This window comes from Janthinobacterium sp. 1L-D-8-B-C4 (assembly GCF_057291295.1).
Genome location: NZ_JBXAVX010000001.1, coordinates 332,064 through 351,712 on the forward strand (window position 1 = coordinate 332,064; position 19,649 = coordinate 351,712).

At 61.2% G+C, this 19,649-nt stretch carries 16 protein-coding genes; 8 read left to right on the forward strand and 8 right to left on the reverse strand.

The window, feature by feature from the left end:
- Positions 1–96 precede the first annotated feature (96 nt).
- From AC0Z42_RS01550 to AC0Z42_RS01560, 3 genes are read left to right on the forward strand one after another with little or no spacing between them, the layout of a single operon-like run.
- On the forward strand, positions 97–540 hold the full coding sequence (locus tag AC0Z42_RS01550; RefSeq protein ID WP_485466465.1) for a Spy/CpxP family protein refolding chaperone: 444 nt from the start codon (positions 97–99) through the stop codon (positions 538–540).
- Complete coding sequence (locus tag AC0Z42_RS01555) at positions 537–701, forward strand: hypothetical protein (protein WP_485466466.1); 165 nt, start codon at positions 537–539, stop codon at positions 699–701. Before AC0Z42_RS01550 ends, AC0Z42_RS01555 begins: the two co-directional genes overlap by 4 nt.
- The gene (locus tag AC0Z42_RS01560; RefSeq protein WP_485466467.1) at positions 659–1,522 is read left to right on the forward strand and encodes a dioxygenase family protein; all 864 of its coding nucleotides are present in this window, start codon (positions 659–661) and stop codon (positions 1,520–1,522) included. The genes AC0Z42_RS01555 and AC0Z42_RS01560 overlap by 43 nt, the downstream gene beginning before the upstream one ends.
- Here AC0Z42_RS01560 and AC0Z42_RS01565 read toward each other — a convergent pair.
- The 6 genes from AC0Z42_RS01565 to AC0Z42_RS01590 form a co-directional block, all read right to left on the reverse strand.
- Entirely contained in the window at positions 1,519–2,961 is a 1,443-nt protein-coding gene (locus tag AC0Z42_RS01565; RefSeq protein WP_485466468.1) for a DUF1501 domain-containing protein, read from the reverse strand. The two genes, AC0Z42_RS01560 and AC0Z42_RS01565, sit on opposite strands and share 4 nt — an antisense overlap.
- A 12-nt stretch (positions 2,962–2,973) precedes the next feature.
- On the reverse strand, positions 2,974–4,788 hold the full coding sequence (locus tag AC0Z42_RS01570) for a DUF1800 domain-containing protein (RefSeq protein ID WP_485466469.1): 1,815 nt from the start codon (positions 4,786–4,788) through the stop codon (positions 2,974–2,976).
- A gap of 371 nt (positions 4,789–5,159) precedes the next feature.
- Positions 5,160–6,278: an acyltransferase family protein gene (locus AC0Z42_RS01575; RefSeq protein ID WP_485466470.1), complete on the reverse strand. Its 1,119-nt coding sequence runs from the start codon at positions 6,276–6,278 to the stop codon at positions 5,160–5,162.
- Positions 6,279–6,399: 121 nt separating this feature from the next.
- On the reverse strand, positions 6,400–8,658 hold the full coding sequence (locus AC0Z42_RS01580; RefSeq protein ID WP_485466471.1) for an Orn/Lys/Arg family decarboxylase: 2,259 nt from the start codon (positions 8,656–8,658) through the stop codon (positions 6,400–6,402).
- Between the two features lie 228 nt (positions 8,659–8,886).
- Complete coding sequence (locus AC0Z42_RS01585; protein WP_485466472.1) at positions 8,887–9,372, reverse strand: dihydrofolate reductase; 486 nt, start codon at positions 9,370–9,372, stop codon at positions 8,887–8,889.
- Positions 9,373–9,427: 55 nt separating this feature from the next.
- The gene (locus AC0Z42_RS01590) at positions 9,428–10,153 is read right to left on the reverse strand and encodes an alpha/beta fold hydrolase (RefSeq protein WP_485466473.1); all 726 of its coding nucleotides are present in this window, start codon (positions 10,151–10,153) and stop codon (positions 9,428–9,430) included.
- Between the two features lie 202 nt (positions 10,154–10,355).
- Here AC0Z42_RS01590 and AC0Z42_RS01595 point away from each other — a divergent pair, with 202 nt between their 5' ends.
- The 4 genes from AC0Z42_RS01595 to AC0Z42_RS01610 all read left to right on the forward strand — a co-directional run bounded on the left by AC0Z42_RS01595 (position 10,356) and on the right by AC0Z42_RS01610 (position 16,233).
- The gene (locus AC0Z42_RS01595; RefSeq protein WP_485466474.1) at positions 10,356–10,931 is read left to right on the forward strand and encodes a TerD family protein; all 576 of its coding nucleotides are present in this window, start codon (positions 10,356–10,358) and stop codon (positions 10,929–10,931) included.
- 133 nt (positions 10,932–11,064) lie between these two features.
- Positions 11,065–12,309: a TerD family protein gene (locus AC0Z42_RS01600; RefSeq protein WP_485466475.1), complete on the forward strand. Its 1,245-nt coding sequence runs from the start codon at positions 11,065–11,067 to the stop codon at positions 12,307–12,309.
- Positions 12,310–12,320: 11 nt separating this feature from the next.
- A complete protein-coding gene (locus tag AC0Z42_RS01605; RefSeq protein WP_485466476.1) occupies positions 12,321–13,658 on the forward strand; it encodes a VWA domain-containing protein in 1,338 nt (445 codons plus the stop codon).
- 331 nt (positions 13,659–13,989) lie between these two features.
- Positions 13,990–16,233, forward strand: coding sequence for a TonB-dependent receptor domain-containing protein (locus AC0Z42_RS01610; RefSeq protein WP_485466477.1), 2,244 nt, complete (start codon positions 13,990–13,992; stop codon positions 16,231–16,233).
- A gap of 95 nt (positions 16,234–16,328) precedes the next feature.
- Here the strand turns inward: AC0Z42_RS01610 and AC0Z42_RS01615 are convergent, their stop codons facing one another.
- On the reverse strand, positions 16,329–17,369 hold the full coding sequence (locus AC0Z42_RS01615) for an SMI1/KNR4 family protein (RefSeq protein WP_485466478.1): 1,041 nt from the start codon (positions 17,367–17,369) through the stop codon (positions 16,329–16,331).
- A gap of 192 nt (positions 17,370–17,561) precedes the next feature.
- Between AC0Z42_RS01615 and AC0Z42_RS01620 the strand changes: the two genes are divergently transcribed.
- A complete protein-coding gene (locus AC0Z42_RS01620) occupies positions 17,562–18,530 on the forward strand; it encodes a hypothetical protein (RefSeq protein WP_485466479.1) in 969 nt (322 codons plus the stop codon).
- A 12-nt stretch (positions 18,531–18,542) separates the two neighbouring features.
- Here AC0Z42_RS01620 and AC0Z42_RS01625 read toward each other — a convergent pair whose 3' ends face one another.
- A complete protein-coding gene (locus AC0Z42_RS01625) occupies positions 18,543–19,514 on the reverse strand; it encodes a thymidylate synthase (protein ID WP_485466480.1) in 972 nt (323 codons plus the stop codon).
- Positions 19,515–19,649: the final 135 nt, after the last annotated feature.

The following is a 19,649-nucleotide window of genomic DNA, read 5'->3' on the forward strand; positions in this document are numbered from 1 at the left end:
TTTCACATTGCTTTACACGTTTTTACGTGGCGCTGACGTTGCTTTACACGCAAGCACCGCACAATCGAGTCTCATTGAAACGAGAGGAATTCGAGCATGAAACAAGCAACTGTCATGATGTCGCTGCTGCTGGCCACCGCCCTGGGCGCACCGCTGGCCGCCAATGCCCAGCACGGCCCAGGACCGGGACCGGGGCCGCGCATGGAAGCGCCGGGCGCAGGACTCCCGCCGTTCCTGCGCGAGGTGGAACTGAGCGAAGCGCAGCAGGACAAGGTCTTTGCCGCCACCTACGCCCAGGCGCCGCTGCTGCGCGAACAGCAGAAGATCGCCTTCAAGGCCCATGAGCAATTGCGTGAACTGGCCGCGTCGAACCACTATGACGATGCGAAAGCCGTGGCGCTGGCCAATGGCGCGGCGCAGGCGATGGCGACCATCAGCCTGCAGCATGCGCGCCTGGAACAGCAGTTGCTGGCCGTGCTGACGCCGGAACAGCGTCAGCAGATAGCTTCGCGCCGCAGCGAACAGGCAACAAGGCCATGAACCGCAAGCCAGCCAGCACGGCCGATACCAGCATGGCCCAGCACGCCATGCGCCTGGTGTACCTGTGCGCCAGCCTCAGTCCCGCGCTGGCCGGCTTGCCCCACCTGATGGAGTATGTATGGACTTGCATGATTTCGGCCTGGCGTCCGACCTTGAAGTGATGCAGCAGCAGGCGCTGGAGCGGCGCCGCCTGCTGCGCTGGGCGCTGGCGGGCACCGCCACCTTGTCCCTGATCAGCTGTGGTGGCGGCTCCGGCGCCAGCGATACGGCCGCCACCAGTGCCGCTGGCACCAGCGGCACTGGCACGAGTACCGCCACCACGCCAACCAGCAGCGCCTGCGCGGTGATCCCGGAGGAAACCGGCGGACCGTACCCGGCCGACGGTACCAACACCAATGGCGGCAGCATCATCAATGTGCTGAACCAGTCGGGCGTGGTGCGCAGCGACATCCGCAGCAGTTTCAACGGCGCCAGTGGCGTCGCGGCCGGCGTGCCGCTCACCATCAAGCTGCAGCTGGTGAACGCCAACGCCAGCTGCGCCAGCCTGGCCGGCTACGCGATTTATCTGTGGCATTGCGACCGCGACGGCCTGTATTCGCTGTATTCGAGCGGCGTCACGGCGCAGAACTATCTGCGCGGGGTGCAGGAAACGGACAGCAGCGGCAGCCTGTCGTTTACCACCATCTTCCCCGGCTGCTATGCGGGGCGCATGCCGCACGTGCATTTCGAGGTCTACCCGAGCCTGGCCAAGGCGGCCGCCGCCAGCAACCGCATCAAGACCTCGCAATTCACGTTTCCGCTGGCGACGCTGAATGAGGTCTACACGGCCAGCGGCTACACCTCCAGCGTGCGCAATCTGGCGCAGATCAGCTATGCCACCGACAATGTCTTCAGCGACGGCACCAGCTTGCAGATGGCCGGCGTGACGGGCAACGCCACCGATGGCTATGTCGTTACGCTGACTATCGGCGTCAATGGCTAGGCGCTCATGAAACCCAGGTCGCGCTGGGTAAAATTGGCCAGGTTGGGAAATACCTCGCCCAGCTGGCTGTCCGGCACGCCGAACCATTTGGCCAGGGTGGCGCCATACTGGTCAACCGAGATGGTCGGCAGCAGCGAGCCGGAGCCGACGTCGAGCGCATGGCCCAGGCCGGAGGCCGGGAAGGCGCCGTAGATATCGCGGCCGCGCACGGCGCCGCCGACGACGAAGTGGTGCGCGCCCCACCCGTGGTCGGTACCGTCGCCATTGCTGGTGAAGGTGCGGCCGAAGTCCGAGGCCGTGAAGGTGGTGACTTGGCGGCGCAGGTCGGTCCCCTGCAGCGCCGCCAGGATGGTGTCGAAATAGGCCAGCGCGTGCGCCAGGCGCGCCATCAGGTCGGCCTGCTGGATTTTTTGCCGGTCGTGCGTGTCGAAGCCGCCCAGGGTCACGTAGAACACCTGCCGCTTGGCCCCCAGCGCGCTGCGCCCGCCGATGATGCGCGCCACCGTCTGCAGTTGCACCGCCAGCGGATTGGTGGCCGCCACGCCGGTGGCCGGATTGATGTAGCTGGTCGGATTGGGCACGCCGGTGGGGCCGGCCGCCAGCATGGCGCCGCTGAGGATGGACTGGCTGGAGATGGCGCGCTGCACCGCCGATTTCTGTTCCTGCTCGATCAGGTCGTTGCCGGCGTCGGCCAGGATGGCTTGCAGCGCGCTGGTGCCGGCTGCGCTGCCGTACAGATTGGCGCTGATGCCGCGAATCGGCACGGCGCCCGCCTGGCCGACCTGGAACTGGCGCACCTGCTGGCCGCTGAGGAAGACCGTGTTGCCGGCCGCCGAAATGGTGGTGAACATGGCATTGGCATTGCCGGCCACCGCCAGGTCGCCCAGGCGGCCGCCCCAGCCCACGCTGGCGCCTTCGGGCTGGCCCGATTGCCAGGTCGACTGCTGGTCGTTGTGCGAAAACAGCTTGGCTGGCAGCGCCACGCTTTTCGCCTTGTACTGTGCCAGGGTGGTCGGCGCGATCAGGGTGCCGACATTCGCCACCACGGCCGCGCGGCCGCCATCGAACAAGTCCTTCAGCGGCCCCAGGCTGGGATGCAGTGCAAAGCTGCGGCCGGCCTGCGCGGTGGCGGGCACGATGGGCAGCACGCCGCCGGTTTCGCCGGTGCCGGGCAGGTGGATCGAATCGCTGCCGCCGGTGTTGCGCACGCGCAGGTATTCATTCCACGAGGCGCTGTCGGTGGCCAGCACGGTATTGAAGGCGTCGTTGCCGCCGTTCAGGAACAGGCACACCATGGCCTTGTAGTCGCCGGCAGACTGGGCGGCGGCGTTGCCCATGGCGGCCAGATTCAGCGCGAATGGCGCGGCGCTGGTGCCGGCCAGGGTCAGCATGGAGCCGAGGAAGCGGCGGCGTGAAAAGTGCGGAAGGTGGATGGTCATGACATGGTCCTTTTACTTTTGCACCAGGTAATCGGTCGAGGCCATGGCCAGGAAAATCGCCAGCTTGACCCGGTTGGCCTGCAGATTGGCGATCTGCGGGCCATTGGTGGCGCTGGCGGCAGGCAGGGTGATGCTGTTGACGGCATTGACGATCTGGCCGCGCAGCCTTGACGACATGGCGCCATTCATCAGCAGCAGGTCGACCCGGTCGACCAGCGCGTTGGCGTCGGCGCTGACTGCCAGTTCATTGGTGTAGTCGGGTTTCACCAGACGCGCGTCGCCGACGCCGGAATTGACCGCCTCCTGCATGAAGTTCAGGTAGCCGGTCACCGACGGCTCCGAGGTGATCTGCATTTCAGGCGCCACCAGGCCCGCGCTGGCGATGGCGGAGTTGGGCGGCACATACGAAGGGCGGTAGTAATTGAAGACCGACGGCGCGTTCAGCGGATTGCCCGCCAGGCCGCTCAGGGGATCGTCCAGGTAGTAGATATTGTAGATGCCGTTGGCGGGCTTGGCGTCGAAGGCGCGCATCCAGTTGGCCAGGCGCAGCAGCGGTTCGCGCAGCTTGCCGGTGCGCATGGTGCTGCCGGCCATGGCCGCCGCTTCGGCGTCGAGCAGCACGGCGCGCAGGATGGCCTGCATGTCGCCGCGCACGCCCTTGCCATTGTTGGCAAACACGGCCGAGACCCGGCCGATATAGGCGGCGCTGGGGTTGCTGGTGACCAGGCGCTGGATCAACTGGCGGCTGAAGAAGGGCGCCGCGTTCGGATGGTTGAACAGGGTGTCGAGCGCGACCTTGATGTCGTCATCGCCGCTGGTGGCGCCGGAAATGGTCTGTCCCAGAAAGCGCTTCTCGCTGCTCGAATGGAAGGCCGCATACATCTGCATCGGCTTCGAGTCGCGTTCAGGATCGGCGATGCTGCCATTGAAACGGCCGTTGGCCTGGTCCGGGCCGGCCCAGCTCAGGCCCGTAAATACCTTGGCCAGGCCGGCCACGTCTTCGCGCGTGTAGGTGTCGATCGGTTTGCCGCCAGACATTTTCACGCTGCCGTCCGGGTTCAGCTGGACCAGGCCGATGGTAAATAACTGCATCACTTCACGGGCGAAATTTTCATCGGGCGTGCGGGTGCCCGATTCCTTCTGGTTGCGCAGGTGTGACAGGTAAATGCCCATCATCGGATGGCGCGCCACGCCGTCGAGCAGGTTGCGAAAGTTGCCGAATGCATGCTGGCCCAGCATGTCGTAGTAGCTCGAGGTGCCGCGTACCAGTGGCCTGACCGTTTCGTTCTGCATCGAGATGACGAAGATCTGCGACAGGGCGAACGCCACGCGCTGGCGCAGCTGGTCGTCGCCGCGAATCGCCTGCTGCCAGAAGGTTTCGTAGAACGCCGTGAAGCCGACGCGGGGCCCATTGGCAGCGACCTGGGCCGCGATCAACTTGTCCATATAGCTCAGGTGCAAGTTTTGTGGCTTGGCAAACTGCTCGGCGAACCAGGCGTCGCTGTTGCTGGCGGCCAGCGCCTCGATGGCCGCCATGTTCGGGCCAAACGTGGCGCGGCCGAGAAAGCGCGATGCTTCCTTGCGGGTAAATACGCGCGCGGCCACCGGCGCCGTTGGCATGACCACCACCGGCGGCGTGACCGTGCCGGGATCGGCCGGCACGGTCGGCGTCCCTGGCGTGCTGGTGGCTGGTGGCGGAACGGTCACTACAGGTTGCTGCGCCGCTGGCGTCTGGCTGTCGCCGCCACCGCCGCCACCGCCACCGCAAGCGGCCAGCAGGCAGAGTAAAGTCGACGCCAGCAGGCGGCGCAGGTTGGGCTTGGTCATTTAGTTTCCGTTAGGCAAGTGATTCGTGGCCCTCTCATTGTAGGGCCATGCCCGCCTGGCATCTATTGGCAAAACGATCTTTTCATGTTGCTCACTTCCTTTTTACGTGCAGATAGTGGTGTTTTGAAGGATCTTGTGCCGCAATTCGGCAAAATTTTTATTTTGCCAACAGGAAATATTTTTACGTTTCGATACCAAGTGTCGCATATTGGACACGTAAAAATTTCCCTAAATAAAGCTTGCTTGAAAAGCACATGGCGAAGCGAAACTAGCTTCGCCGGAAACCATGGTTTTTACGCCATGGACGAAGCTTGTTTCGGGACTTTCCCGCCTTTTATCAGTGGCAGGGGAGCTTTTTTTCTGACTTTCTGTTACAGCGGCGCGCCGGACAGCGCTGGCGCCGCTGCCCTGATCGGCGCCAGCGAGCAAGGCCGCTCGACGAGCAAAAAGAGCAGCACCGCCGGCGGCAAGGTGATCGCCAGCATCGGCACCAGCATCAGCAGGAAAAAGCCCAGGCCGTGCGGCAGGGGTGGGGCCAGCAGCGCCAGCGCCATGAATGCGGCTTTCAGCGCCAGGCCATGGATCAGGTAATAGGAATAGCTGATATTGCCCAGCCAGCGCAGCGGCGTCCAGCACAAGGACCGCGCCAGCACGCTGCCCGGGCGTTGGAAGCAGCTCAGGCACAGCAGGAAAAATGCGCCACACAGGGCCGCCAGTTTCAGCCATAGCGCCAGCGGCATCAGCAGCATGGCCCATGCCGCCAGCACCGCAGTGGTGGCGAGCAAGGCGCCCGGCGCAGGGCTGTCTGGCCGCGCCATCGCTTCATGGACGAAAATGCCGGCGATAAACAGCAGCATGCGCGCCGGGCCGCCGAAGGTGGCAAAGCCAATCGCTGCCGCCAAGCCCAGGAAGACGAAAAACAGGCTGCGCCAGCGGCGGCTGCGCAGCCGCAGGCGCAGCGTGCTGATCAGCAAGGCGATCAGCAGGTAGGACAGCATTTCATAGCTGAGCGACCAGGCCACGCTGATCAACGGTGGCGCCGCACCGAAGCCAGTGAGCAGGAAAAAATTGCCGGCCACATAGCGCAGGGCCTCGGGCCAGGGTGCCGGTATCCGGTTTTGCGACGGCAGCGCCCAGGACAGCAGCAGATATAAAGCGAACACAAAAGTATAGACCGGATAGATGCGCCGCACGCGCCGGCGCAGGAAGTGGCGCAGCTTTTGCGGACGCGCCAGCAGCGAACCGTAGATCAGGTAGCCGCTCAGCACGAAAAACAGGTCGACGCCGGCGTTGCCCACCGTATGCAGGCTGCTGGCCACGCCGGCGAGCAGAGCGCCGCCATCACGCCAGGGCGCGCTCAGGCTGACGTAGTGCACCAGGAACACCAGCAGCACGGCCAGGCCGCGCAAGCCTTCCATCGGCCGCAGCGACGCACCGGCACCGGCACGTGACAGTTCGAAATACGGCGACAGGGCTGAACGGATCGACATTCGCCGACTATAGCGGCGTGCTCGGCCCAAGCTTTATTGCGGCGCAAGCGTGAAAGCTGCTTACAACGAAAAACGCCGCCTGACGTGAATCAGGCGGCGTTCAAGCTATGCTCGCCAAAGCTTAATCGTCCAGGCGTACGCAATCGACAAAATAACCACGCTTGCCGTCGACTTCGCGTTTGACCAGGCCGTGCACGTCGGTCTCGAAGCCGGGGAAGCGCTCGTTGAAGTCGCGTGCGAAGCGCAGGTAGTCGACGATGGTCTTGTTGAAGCGCTCGCCCGGGATCAACAGCGGAATGCCCGGTGGATACGGCGTCAGCAGGATTGACGTGATGCGCCCTTCCAGTTCGTCGATGGCGACGCGCTCGATTTCGCGGTGCGCCATCTTGGCGAACGCGTCCGACGGCTTCATGGCCGGGATCATGTCCGACAGATACATTTCCGTCGTCAGGCGGGCCACGTCGTAGGCCTTGTAGAAATCATGGATCTGCTGGCACAGGTCGCGCAGGCCCATTTTTTCATAGCGTGGGTTGGCCGCCGCAAATTCCGGCAGGATGCGCCACATCGGCTGGTTCTTGTCGTAGTCGTCCTTGAACTGCTGCAAGGCCGTCAGCAAGGTATTCCAGCGGCCTTTGGTAATGCCGATGGTAAACATGATAAAGAACGAGTACAGGCCACATTTCTCAATGATCACGCCGTGCTCGGCCAGGTATTTGGTCACGATCGAGGCCGGGATGCCGGTCTCGCCAAACTGGCCGTCCAGCGACAGGCCAGGGTTGACAATGGTTGCCTTGATCGGGTCGAGCATGTTGAAGCCGGGAGCCAGGTCGCCGAAACCGTGCCAGTCGTCCTCGGCGCGTATCATCCAGTCTTCCTGCTGGCCCATGCCTTCGTCGTTGAAGCTGTCCGGTCCCCAGACCTGGAACCACCAGTCCTGGCCCCACTCCTGGTCGATCTTTTTCATGGCGCGGCGGAAATCGAGCGCTTCCATGATCGATTCTTCCACCAGCGCGGTGCCGCCCGGCGCTTCCATCATGGCCGCGGCCACGTCGCACGAAGCGATAATGGAATACTGCGGCGAAGTCGAGGTATGCATCAGGTAGGCCTCGTTGAAGGCATCCTGGTCCAGCTTGACCTGTTCCGATTCGCGCACCAGGATTTGCGAGGCCTGCGACAGGCCGGCGAGCAATTTGTGCGTTGACTGGGTCGAGAAGATCATCGATTCCTTTGCGCGCGGACGATCCTTGCCGATCGCGTGCATGTTCTTGTAGAAATCGTGGAAGGTGGCGTGCGGCAGCCATGCTTCGTCGAAGTGCAGGGTGTCGATCTTGCCGTCCAGCATTTCGCGCAGGGTCTCGACGTTGTAGATCACGCCGTCGTAGGTCGACTGGGTGATGGTCAGGATGCGTGGCTTCTTGTTCTTCGCTTCACGCGCGAACGGGTTCGCCTCGATCTTGCGGGCAATGCTTTCTGGCGTGAATTCAGCCAGCGGGATCGGGCCGATAATGCCCAGATGATTGCGGGTCGGCATCAGGAATACGGGAATCGCGCCGCACATGATGATCGAGTGCAAGATCGATTTATGGCAATTGCGGTCCACCACCACGATATCGCCTGGCGCCACCGTCGAGTGCCACACCATCTTGTTCGAGGTCGAAGTACCATTGGTGACGAAATAGCAATGGTCGGCGTTGAAAATACGCGCCGCATTGCGTTCCGAGGCGGCTACCGGGCCGGTATGGTCGAGCAGCTGGCCCAGTTCTTCGACCGCGTTGCAGACGTCGGCGCGCAGCATGTTTTCACCGAAGAACTGGTGGAACATCTGGCCGATCGGCGACTTCAGGAAAGCCACGCCACCCGAGTGGCCGGGGCAGTGCCACGAGTAGGAGCCGTCGTTGGCGTAGTGCACCAGCGCGCGGAAGAACGGCGGCGACAGGCCGTCCAGGTAGGATTTGGCTTCGCGGATGATATGGCGCGCGACGAACTCGGGCGTATCTTCGAACATATGGATGAAGCCGTGCAGTTCGCGCAGGATATCGTTCGGGATATGGCGCGAAGTGCGCGTTTCGCCGTACAGATAAATAGGAATGTCGGCGTTCTTGTAGCGGATTTCTTCGACAAACGCGCGCAAGGACTTCAACGCATGGTCGGTTTCCTCGACCGAGCCGGCGCCGAATTCTTCATCGTCGATCGACAGCACGAAGGCCGACGCGCGCGATTGTTGCTGGGCAAATTGCGACAGATCGCCGTAGCTGGTCACGCCCAGCACTTCCATGCCTTCTTTTTCCATTGCGGCGGCAAGGGCGCGAATACCCAGGCCGGACGTATTTTCAGAACGGAAATCCTCGTCAATAATGACGATGGGGAAACGAAATTTCATGCATGTCTCCAAAAAAGCAAGCCGCCCCTGAACTTGTGTGGAGGGGCGGATTAGGGCGCGACCGCCAGTTGAACAGTGGCGCGGCAATCGCAGAAAAAAAATAAGAACGGGATTCTCGCAGAAATGCGGCGTCTGCGGGAAAAAAATATCATAACGAAATTACGTAAAGCGCGCGCCAGCATGCCTGAATGGTGTGACGAGAGCATGACGGCGCAAAAAGCACGGTATTCAGGCCTTGCGCTGCAAGGTCACGAAAGCATACGGCAAGCCGGAAGCGGTGGAAACATGCGCCTCGCGCGCCGTTTCGTGCCATTGCTGTCCATCAAGTTCGGGGAAGAAAGCGTCGCAGTTGTAAGTGTTGCCAATTTCGGTGATGATCAGCTGTTCCGTGAGCGCCAGCGACTGCCGGTAGATTTCCGCGCCGCCAATCACAAACCCTTGCGCGCCATCCAGCAGCGCGATTGCTTCTTCCACCGAGCCGACCGCTTCCACGCCCTCATGTTGCCACTCGCTATTGCGGGTAATGACGATATTGCGGCGGTTCGGCAGCGGTCGGCCGATCGAGTCGAACGTCTTGCGGCCCATGATGATCGGGTGGCCGGTGGTCACGCGCTTGAAGTGCGCCAGGTCTTCCGGCAGTTTCCACGGCAAGGTGTTGTCGATGCCGATGCCGCCTTGCTGGTCGGTGGCGACGATAATGGTCAGTGTGCTCATTGAATCAATTCATTTTTGGTGTTCTCGATACTTGCCATTATCGTTGATATTGGCATCACTCTCCAGAGCGCACCTGATTCAGGAAAGCAAGCATGGCGCGCGCCAGTTCGGCGGGCGCTTCCAGCGGGATCATATGGCCGCTGGGCTCCGCCAGCAGATGCAGGGTGGCGCGCGGCAATCGTTCGGTCATCGCCACCAGGTCGCTGCTGGCCACCAGCTGGTCGCCATCTGCGCCAACGATCAATACCGGAAAGGGCAGGCCGTGCAGACGGTCCATCAGGTCGGGGCGGTCGAAAGTCTGGGCAAACTGCGCCACCAGCACGTCCTTGCCCAGGTCCAGCGCCATTTGCCTGATCAGGCCGGTGATCGCGATATCGTCCAGGTGCGACGGGTGCAGCAGTTCGCGCAGGCGCTGGCGCGTGATGCCGGCATAGCTATTTCTTTCCAGAATGGCGATCACGCGCTTGCGGGTGGCGATCTCGTCCGGCGACAAACCCTTGGCCGAATTGGCGATCAGGGTCAGTGAAGCGATCCGTTCAGGATACGTCACCGCATGTTCCAGCGCCAGGTAGGCGCCCAGCGAAAAGCCGACCAGGTGCGATTGCGGCGCGCTGTGCGTGGCGATCAGTTCGCGCATGTCGGCCCGGCTGCGCGACTGGTGCAGGGGCATATGGTTATATAGATAGCGATCGCCAAGGGCCTGCTCCAGGCTGGTCCACAGCCGTTCGTCGCACAGGGTGCCGGGAATCAGGTCAAGCTGGAGGGGAAACGTTGATGTCATCAGGAACGATTGCGGACTGTCTGGAGAGGTATTATCGGCTATTTGGGCGCCAGGCGCAGGGCCAGGTCCGCGATTTTTTGCTTCATGGCACTATTTTCAACAGTGCGCATCAGTCATGCATTTGGTTTATGGTAGGCTCATGGCTCTTACCGAATTGGCATCTCCTTATTCCACTGCAGTTTATTCAATTAGAGGACACATCATGGCGATCAGTTTGCAAAAAGGCGGCAATGTCAACCTGAGCAAGGAAGCTCCTGGCTTGAAAAAAATCGTGGTTGGCCTGGGCTGGGACCCGCGCGCCACCGACGGCGCCGCCTTTGACCTGGATGGCAGCGCCTTCCTGCTGAAAACGGACGGCAAGGCCCGTTCCGATGCCGACTTTATTTTCTATAACAACCTGAAGTCAGCCGATGGTTCCATCGTCCACGCCGGCGACAACACGACCGGTGGCGGCGACGGCGACGACGAGAAAGTCTCGATCGACCTGGCCAATGTGCCGGCCGATATCGACAAGATCGCCGTGGCCGTCACCATCCACGATGCGGAAAACCGCAAGCAGAACTTCGGCATGGTCAGCAAGGCGTATATCCGCTGCGTCAACGGCGACAACGGCCAGGAAATCGCCCGCTATGACCTGTCGGAAGACGGCTCGACGGAAGCGGCCATGATCTTCGGCGAAATCTACCGCGCCGGCAGCGAATGGAAATTCAAGGCCATCGGCCAGGGTTTCAAAGGCGGCCTGGGGCCACTGGCAGTCTCCTTCGGCATCAACGCATAAGAGCACCGGAAAACGGCCCATGGCAGCGTTGCTGCTGCCTCGCCGTACTATTCGTACTGTCTTCGGCAGCGCGCCTTGCCCTGAGCCGTTGTCCGGCGCTCCCTCTTTTCAAATAGTCAAAGCTCAATCCCGCATGGAAACTCTGATCAAAGGGCAGCGCCTGGCGCTGGCCGGCCTCGTCGCGGGCAATGTTTTGCAGCTTGGTATCGCCGGCGAGGGCGTGGCGCTCGATTACGCCTGCTTCGGCCTCGATGCCGCGGGCAAATTGTCCGACGACCGTTACATGACCTTCTTCAACCAGCCGCGCACGCCGTGCGGCGCGGTGGAAGCGCAGGCGCCGGCCGGGGATGCTGCCGGTTTTCATTTCCAGTTGGACCGCTTGCCCGCTTCCATCGAGCGCCTGGTGATCACCGCCGCCGTGGATGGCGCGGCCACCTTGTCGCAGCTGGGCAGCGGCTATCTGCGGCTGCACGATGGTGGCCGCGAACTGGCGCGCTTTGCGTATGCGGGCAAGGATTTTGCCAGCGAAAAAGCTGTCATGCTGGGTGAGTTCTACCGCAAGGATGGCCAGTGGCGTTTCATGGCCGTGGGCCAGGGGTTCAATGGCGGCCTGGACGCGCTGGTTGCGCACTTCGGCGGCGAAGTGGCGCAGGCCGAACCTGTGGCGCCGAAGATATCGCTGTCGAAGATATCGCTGACCAAGGCCGGCCAGACGCACAAGGTGTCGTTGGCCAAGGGCGCCGGCGCGCCGAAAAGACTGATTGTCAAGGCCACCTGGGTCGATAACGGCGATGGCGAGGACGATAACGATGACCTCGACTTGCGGGTCGGCATACTGCTGCCGGACGGGCGCATGCGCTGTATCCAGGCGCCGGAAAAGTCGGGCAGCTTCGACGCCATGCCCCATGTACGCCACCTGGGCGACGTGACCAGCGCGAGTGGCCGTGAGCCAGCCACGGAAACCGTGGAAGTCCATCCGTCCCTGGCGCAGTTCTATGGCGGCACGGTGGGCCTGGTGTTCAGTGTTTACTCGGCCGTCGGCAATGGCGCCGTGTCGGTGGCCTCGATGCGTCCGAAGATGGTGATGGAATATGGCGACCAGGTGGTCGAATGCGCGTTTGATTTCCGCCTGTCGAAGGCAGCCCGGGACGATAACGTCTATACCTATGTGATCGGCCTGGCGCGCGTATCGACCGACAACATCGTGCTTGAACCGTCGGGCAAGACGTCCGCACCGGACAGCGAGGCGACGCCGTGGCTGCGCTGGCGGGGCGAGGCGCTCGATCTGGCGTTCGATGGTCCCGTCGTTTTCAAGGGCGAGGACAAGGAAGACGAAGATGATTTCAATGCGGATAATCCGCGCCGCTATATCGTTTGAAAGGAAAGACCATGGAATCACTGTCCAAGGGCCAGCGTTTGCCGCTGGCGTCATCGGCGCCTGACGGCGTGCTGGAAATCGGCGCCGCCGTGCAGGGCCTGGCGCTCGACTTTGCCTGCTTTGGTTTGGATGCGGCCGGCAAGCTGTCGGACGAGCGCTACATGACCTTTTTCAACCAGCCGCGCACGCCGTGCGGCGCGGTGGAAGCGCGCGCCGGCACGCAAGGCGATGGCGCCGCCTTTGCCTTTCAGTTGGCGCGCCTGCCGGCCAGCATCGAGCGGCTGGTGCTGACGGCCAGCATCGATGGCGGCGGCGTGATGTCGCAACTGCAAACCGGTTATCTGCGCCTGCTGGCGGGCGGACGCGAATTTGCCCGCTTTGCGTTTGCCGGCAAGGATTTTGCCCAGGAAAAAGCCGTCATGTTGGGCGAGCTGTACCGCAAGGATGGCCAGTGGCGCTTCATGGCCGTGGGCCAGGGTTTCAATGGCGGTCTGGACGCACTGGTGCGTCATTTCGGTGGCGAAGTCGACCAGGCGGCGCCTGCCGCCGCGCCTGCTGCTGTCTCGGCCGTGGCGCAAGCGAAGATCAACCTGGAAAAGCGGGTCGAGCGCGAAGCGCCGCAACTGGTGAACCTGGTCAAGCAGGCCGGTGTGTCGCTGCAAAAAGTGGGCCTGCATGAGCATCGCGCCAAGGTCTGTTTGTGCCTCGATATTTCCGGTTCCATGGGCCGCTTGTACCGCGACGGCCTGGTACAGCAGTTTGCCGAGCGCATCCTGGCGCTGGGCTGCAAGTTCGATGACGACGGCGAGATCGACGTTTTCCTGTTCGGCAGGAACGTCCACCAGCCCGATCCGATGGACCTGCGCAACTGTACCACCTATGTCAGCCGCGCGATCGACCATCATCCGCTCGAAGGCGATACGCGCTACGGCAGGGCGATGGAAGCAATCCGCGCGTTTTATTTCCCCGACGCGCGCGGTGGCGAGCGCACGCGCCCCTTGCGCGCCGAGCTGCCCGTCTACGTGATGTTCGTCACCGACGGCGGCACCAGCGACCAGGCAACGACGGAAAAGCAGTTGCGCTGGTCCAGCAACGAGCCGATCTTCTGGCAGTTCATGGGCATCGGCAAGGGCCGCAAGTCGAAAAGCAAATTCCTGGCCGCCTTTGCCGACTCCGACTTCCCCTTCCTGGAAAAGCTCGATGAACTGCAGGGCCGCCTGGTCGACAACGCCAACTACTTTTCCGTCAGTTCTCCCGACGAGCATAGCGACGGCGAGCTGTACGATTTATTGATGACGGAGTATCCAGGCTGGCTGAAGCTGGCGCGCCAGCAAGGCTTGCTGGCCTGAGCCGCACCTGGCAAGACAGGCGCAGGCCGGGCCTGCGCCGCGCACGACTGCCGGCAGAACGCTGCGCAGGCGTTATCGGCGGCCAGATTGATACCTGCCGATACACTTTGATACGTTGTGAGGCCGTCTGGCCACAAGTTGCACGAGATTTGTAAATTAAAGTAAATGGCAATTCTTTCAAGCTGCGCCTGACCCTCAATCCCCCTTAAAATCATGCCAATGATGCAGCTCGCCAAGCAAGCGCTGCGCAGTATCCCATTCCTGGCGTTCTTACTCACTACTTCAGTTCATGCAAAAAATCGTACTTTGCTGCCTCGCCGGCGGCAGCCTTTTGTCCGCCAATACCACCGTCCAGGCGCAGACCCAGGCCGTGGTGACGGCCGCCACGCCTGCCAAGACCGTGCCGGTTGCCAAAGTACCGGCAGCTGACACCACGCCGTCCGTCAGCGTCACGGCCGAACGCCCAACCGGGCGCATCGACCGCCAGGTCTACGACGTCAAGTCCGATGTCGGCAGCACCAACGGTACGGCGGCCGATGCGCTTAACAATGTGCCGTCGGTGGCAGTCGACCCCGATGGCACGGTTTCGCTACGCGGCAGCAGCAATGTGCAGATCCTGATCGACGGCAAGCCGTCGGCCATGCTGCAGGGCGATTCGCGCGGCGCGACCCTGAACGCCATGGCGGCCGACGATATCGAATCGGTGGAAGTGATCAATAATCCTGGCGCGCAATTCGGCAATGAGGCCGGTGGCGGCCCGATTCTGAATCTGGTGATGCGCCGCAACCGCAAACCTGGTGGCTTTGCCACCATTAACGCGAATGCCGGCATCGCCGGGCGCTACAACACATCCACCTCGGGCACGTATAACGAAGGCCCGTGGGGCTTTCAGGGCGGCATCAATTTCCGCCACGACGGGCGCAATTCGACAGGCGAGACCAGCCGCGAGCGGCTTGACCGCCAGACGGGCGCGTTTGCTCCCAGCAGCCAGAGTTCCATCAGCAACGGCCTGAACGATTCGCTGGGCGTGAACGGCACCGTCAACTACAACCTGGGCGCCAACGACACCCTGGCCGCCAGCGTGTCATATAACGGGCGCAGCAATGACGCGCGCTCGACCGACCGCTATATCAATGGCGACAGTTCTGGCAACACGATTGGCGACTATGTGCGCAGCACCTTGCGCAATGGCGACAGCCGCAACTACAGCTGGGGTGCGCGCTATGATCACAAGGGCCAGTTGCCGGGCGAAACCTTGAAGATCGACCTGCGCGTATCGTCGTCCGATAACGAAAACACCAGCGACTACGCCAACATGTATGCCATCGCCACCGGCAACGCGCAAGACAGCCGCGCGCGCCAGCACAGCGATACGGGCAACCGCATCGTCGACTTCAGCGGCGACTACGAGCGTCCGCTGGCCGGCGGCACGGCCAAGCTGGGCTACAAGGTGGCCGACAACAAGAGCAGTTTCGATACGCTCTATACCGACATCAATCCCGTCACCCTGGGCGAGACAGTGAACGCCATGCGCAGCAACCGTTACGAGCTCGACGAGCGCACCATCGCGCTGTATGGCTCGTACCAGATGCGCCTGTCCGAGCGCTGGGGTGCGCTGGCCGGTTTGCGCGCCGAATATACCGACCTCGACATCCGCCAGATTACCGGTGGCATCGAAGCCGGCAACAGCTATGTGAACTATATTCCCAGCCTGTTTGCCACCTACAAGGTCAGCGACGAGAGCAATCTGCGCTTCAGCTATGCGCACCGCATCCGCCGCCCGAATGCAGGCGACCTGAACCCGTACGTGGTGTACCGCGACGAATTCAATGTTTCTTCCGGCAATCCGCAACTGAAACCGACACAGACCGATTCCTTCGAGGTCGGCTATGAAACCAAATTGTTTGGCCTGGAAAGCAGCCTGCGCGGCTACCACCGGCGCGACAAGGACGCCATCGTCGACTACCGTTATTTCATCAGCGACAATGTGTTGCTGACCACGCGTGAAAACGGTGCCGGCAGCCATTCGAGCGGCCTGGAATTCAGCCTGTCCGGCAAGCTGACACCATCCTTGACCCTGAACACCAGCGGCAACCTGGCGCGCAGCCAGCAGACCTCGCAAGACGACCTGGGCAACCGCAGCACGCGCACCGCCAATTCGCTGAGCGGCCGGGCGCGCCTGAACTACCAGCTCAACCCTGCCAACCAGGTGCAACTGGCCTTGCAGATGCAGGGCAAGACCTTGTCGGGCCAAGGCTACCGTTCGCCCAACAACACGCTCAACATGAGCTGGCGCCATGTGCTCACGCCGCAGCTGAACCTGGTGATGAATGTGACGGACGTGCTCAGCACCAACAAGATGGAAACCGTGATCAACAGCGCTTCGCTGCGCGAGACCAGCACGCGCCGCTTCGATGGCCGCATGATCTATGTGGGCCTGTCGTACCGGCTCGGTGGCGCCAGTTCGGCGGCGAAAGACGGCGAGCGCGAGCCGCGCTTCGGTCCACCGGGTGGACGCGGACCGGGCGGGCCAAGTGGTCCTGGGCCGGGTGGGCCGGGTGGCGAGCAGGGGTAATGTCAAGCTTTACCCCAAACGGCGAAAAGGCCAGGGTCGGACCCTGAGGATCCGACACCGGAATTTGCCCTGGGGTGCGAAATCGCTTCAGCGTTTCAGGCCTTGGCGATTTCCTTGAGAAAGTCGACAAAGCTGTCCGCATGGCGTTCAAAACGCCATGCGCCAGCGCCGTGTTCCGCCGTATGGACAGGCGCGTCGCCGTCAGCAATGGCGGACAGGTCCAGGCAGTAGGGATCGGCGCCCGCGTCGGCGATCACCACATAGTGAACGGGCCAGTCGGCGATGGTTTCCTGGTCGACCGGATTATACGAGTAGCCGTGCTGGGCTTTCAGCAGATCCGCCGCGCCGTACAGGTTCAGGCCCTGGAAGTAGTCTTCGCTGTCGATATACACTCCGAGCGGCGAAAAACGTGCGAGAAAATCGCGGTAGATCGCGGGCAGGGTCCAGCGCAGGTCGATGGCGGCCAGGTCGGCTTCGCTGGCGATCACCAGCCAGTTCGAAGGCCGCGCCAGATCCTGGTCTTGTTTGCGTTCCTTCGCCAGCCGTTTCTCCAGCAGGGCCGCGGCTTTTTCCAGCGCGGAGCTTGGACTGGCCAATGACGCATGGGTGGCCGGTGGCGCAAACCCGGCACCGTCCGGATAGCCATCGCGCTGCCAGGCCAGCACATCATCAAGTCGCAGGCTGTCCGCCTTCCAGTGGCCGGGGTCTTGCGACAGGCCCGCATCAAACGGCTGGCGGCTGAACACGGCAAGGCTTTTCACGGCCTTGGCTTTGACTTCCAGTGGCAAACTGTCCGATATCGCCATCGCGACGACGGTGTCATACGCCTCTTTGCCCATGCTTTTCAGCAAGCCGTCAATGCCCCAGTAAGCCAGTTCCGGCACCGTCACGGCCCAGGTAAAAAACTCCTGCAGTTCCTGCGGTCGCATCAGGCCCACGATGGAATTGACCAATGAACTGCGCCAGTGCAGCAACTGGCCGTCGCGCGCATAGGCGCTCAGTATCGCCAGTACGGCCTGCCGATCGCTCTCGCCGTGCTTCTTGATCAGCCTGTCCTTGAGCGTGGCGAACTTGCTGCCATCGGTTTCGTCGAACAGTTTGCGGTGCAGTGCTGCCAGTGGTGTGATCGCCATCATGATCCTGATTATTTCGGTCTGCAGATTTTACAAGAAAAGTGATTATTCAGGAAACAGTGCATGAATATTAATATCAGATGTGCTCGGCGACCAAGCGGTCGCCAACAGGTATTTGCGAGAATAGCGGACAGGTGAAATAATATTTTTATTGTAATATGGTGCCTGTTCATTGATGTCAGGCCCGGTGGAATAATGAAATCCTATTTCAAGACCAGTGTATTTTTATGCTGCTTGCTGTCCATCGTCTATCTGTTCTTGATGCGCAAGACGTTCCCCATGGCCAGTGATGGCAGCGGACCCAATGGCGATGCCTTGATTGCTTATTTTGTATTCGTTATTGCCTGCATTTTGCATGTCCATACTTTTATTCTGGCGATTTTTATGTATGGGAATAACAAGCATGGCACCAGGATCGCACTGGGAATTCTGGCGGCAAGTACGCTGTTACTGTTCTCGCCTGAAATCAGATCCATCGCCAAAAAGCAGCTATCCGATTATCGATACAATTCCAGTGCAACCACCAAAACGTACAAAGCGATCAATTCAGGTACGCCGGCCGAGTTTTTCAGCTATTTCGATCAGATCCCGGACAGGGAAAAAACCTCGCGCTATGTGCGTGACCTGATGGCAGACCTGGCCAAGGCAGGCAGGGTCGATCTGCTCGAACAGCTGGAAACAAAAGGCTTTCCTGTCGCCGAGGCCGGGCAGGAGCAGGAATGGGCTGACGTCGTGTACGCACCTGTCTATAGCGAAACACTGTCACCGGAACAACGTCTGAAGGTGCTGGAATGGCTGTTTTCCAGGGGAGAAGCTTTTCAATTCTCACTTAAACAGTCCGGCCATGCTTTTTTCTCGATTGAAAAATTTTCAAATGCATACAAGGATATCGAACATCCGGCCACCAGAAAGGTCTTTGATCTTCTGATACGCCATGGCGCCGACTTCAAGGGTAGCAATGCCGGATACCTTCTCTGGTATTCGGCCCGCTTCGGAAAACTTGATCACGTCAGGTTTTTAATTGCCCAAAAAGTGGACCTCAATTACGTGGACGAGACCTGGCATACAACGGCTCTGGACGAAGCCATCGATAAAAAGGATCGAGCCATCATGCAGGAACTGTCAAAGGCTGGCGCAAAGAAATCGAGTCAGTTGCAACAATAAGCGCCGGCCGGTTCAGACTGCCATCGCCGCCTTGATCGGCGCATGGTGCTCATAGCCTTCCAATGTGAAATCGGATGGTTCGATTTTTTCCAGCCATTCCGGCTCGTATTTGCCGGTCTTCGCGTAGTCGGGCACGCGCTCGGAAATGACAAAGCGCGGCGCGGCGAACGGCGTGCGCTTCAATTGTTCCTGCACCATGTCGAGGTGGTTTTCGTAGATATGCGCGTCGCCGATGAAGTAGGTGAACCAGCGCGGCGTGTAGCCGGTCAAGCGCGCCACCAGGTGCAGCAGGGCCGCGCCTTCGGCGATATTGAAGGGCGTGCCGAGGCCAATGTCGTTGCTGCGCACATACAGGCACAGCGAGATTTCACGCGTATTGGCGTTCGGGATGAACTGGTACAGCAAATGGCAGGCGGGCAGGGCGACAGCGTCGAGCACGGCCGGGTTCCAGCCATGGAACAGGATGCGCCGGCTGCCCGGGTTGTGCATGATGGTGTCGAGGCATTCGCGCAGCTGGTCGACGGCCTTGTACAGCAGCACTTTCGCTACGCCGTCCTCGTTGATCGGCGCAACCAGCGTAAAGCCGTTGGCCTGGGCATCGGCGATCTGTTCTGGTGCGCTGGCATCGAGCAATTTATAGGCCGGCCACTGGCGCCATTGCACGCCGTACACGGGACCGAGGTCGTCCTCGCCTTCGCGGTAGGGATTGGCCAGCCATTGCGCGTTTTCATTGGCGTTCTGATCCCATACCTTGCAGCCGAGCGCGCGGAACTCGCCAGCATTGCGCGAAGCGCGCAGGAAGGCGCACAATTCGCCGATCACGGATTTGAATGCCAGCTTCTTGGTGGTCACGGCAGGAAAACCGGCGGCCAGGTCGAAACGCATCATGGCGCCAGGCACGCTCAGGGTGCGGATGCCGGTACGGTTGTCTTGCCAACTGCCAGTGTCGAGGACGGTCTTGATCAAATCTTGATATTGCTGCATGGTACGCTCCAACGGTAGGGATGGTGATTGTAACGCAGCTGCCTGTTTCGCCAGCCATCGTGCCTGCAATACCATCTTGAATTCGCGGCAAGCATGACTCTGTGGTAACTTATGTGTACATAGAGAAATAATAAA

What these genes read in the sequence shown, in the direction of transcription:
- AC0Z42_RS01550 (WP_485466465.1), top strand. Translation starts at nt 97, where the DNA reads ATGAAACAAGCAACTGTCATGATGTCGCTGCTGCTGGCCACCGCCCTG.
- AC0Z42_RS01555 (WP_485466466.1), top strand. Translation starts at nt 537, where the DNA reads ATGAACCGCAAGCCAGCCAGCACGGCCGATACCAGCATGGCCCAGCAC.
- AC0Z42_RS01560 (WP_485466467.1), top strand. Translation starts at nt 659, where the DNA reads ATGGACTTGCATGATTTCGGCCTGGCGTCCGACCTTGAAGTGATGCAG.
- AC0Z42_RS01565 (WP_485466468.1), bottom strand. Translation starts at nt 2,961, where the DNA reads ATGACCATCCACCTTCCGCACTTTTCACGCCGCCGCTTCCTCGGCTCC.
- AC0Z42_RS01570 (WP_485466469.1), bottom strand. Translation starts at nt 4,788, where the DNA reads ATGACCAAGCCCAACCTGCGCCGCCTGCTGGCGTCGACTTTACTCTGC.
- AC0Z42_RS01575 (WP_485466470.1), bottom strand. Translation starts at nt 6,278, where the DNA reads ATGTCGATCCGTTCAGCCCTGTCGCCGTATTTCGAACTGTCACGTGCC.
- AC0Z42_RS01580 (WP_485466471.1), bottom strand. Translation starts at nt 8,658, where the DNA reads ATGAAATTTCGTTTCCCCATCGTCATTATTGACGAGGATTTCCGTTCT.
- AC0Z42_RS01585 (WP_485466472.1), bottom strand. Translation starts at nt 9,372, where the DNA reads ATGAGCACACTGACCATTATCGTCGCCACCGACCAGCAAGGCGGCATC.
- AC0Z42_RS01590 (WP_485466473.1), bottom strand. Translation starts at nt 10,153, where the DNA reads ATGACATCAACGTTTCCCCTCCAGCTTGACCTGATTCCCGGCACCCTG.
- AC0Z42_RS01595 (WP_485466474.1), top strand. Translation starts at nt 10,356, where the DNA reads ATGGCGATCAGTTTGCAAAAAGGCGGCAATGTCAACCTGAGCAAGGAA.
- AC0Z42_RS01600 (WP_485466475.1), top strand. Translation starts at nt 11,065, where the DNA reads ATGGAAACTCTGATCAAAGGGCAGCGCCTGGCGCTGGCCGGCCTCGTC.
- AC0Z42_RS01605 (WP_485466476.1), top strand. Translation starts at nt 12,321, where the DNA reads ATGGAATCACTGTCCAAGGGCCAGCGTTTGCCGCTGGCGTCATCGGCG.
- AC0Z42_RS01615 (WP_485466478.1), bottom strand. Translation starts at nt 17,369, where the DNA reads ATGATGGCGATCACACCACTGGCAGCACTGCACCGCAAACTGTTCGAC.
- AC0Z42_RS01620 (WP_485466479.1), top strand. Translation starts at nt 17,562, where the DNA reads ATGAAATCCTATTTCAAGACCAGTGTATTTTTATGCTGCTTGCTGTCC.
- AC0Z42_RS01625 (WP_485466480.1), bottom strand. Translation starts at nt 19,514, where the DNA reads ATGCAGCAATATCAAGATTTGATCAAGACCGTCCTCGACACTGGCAGT.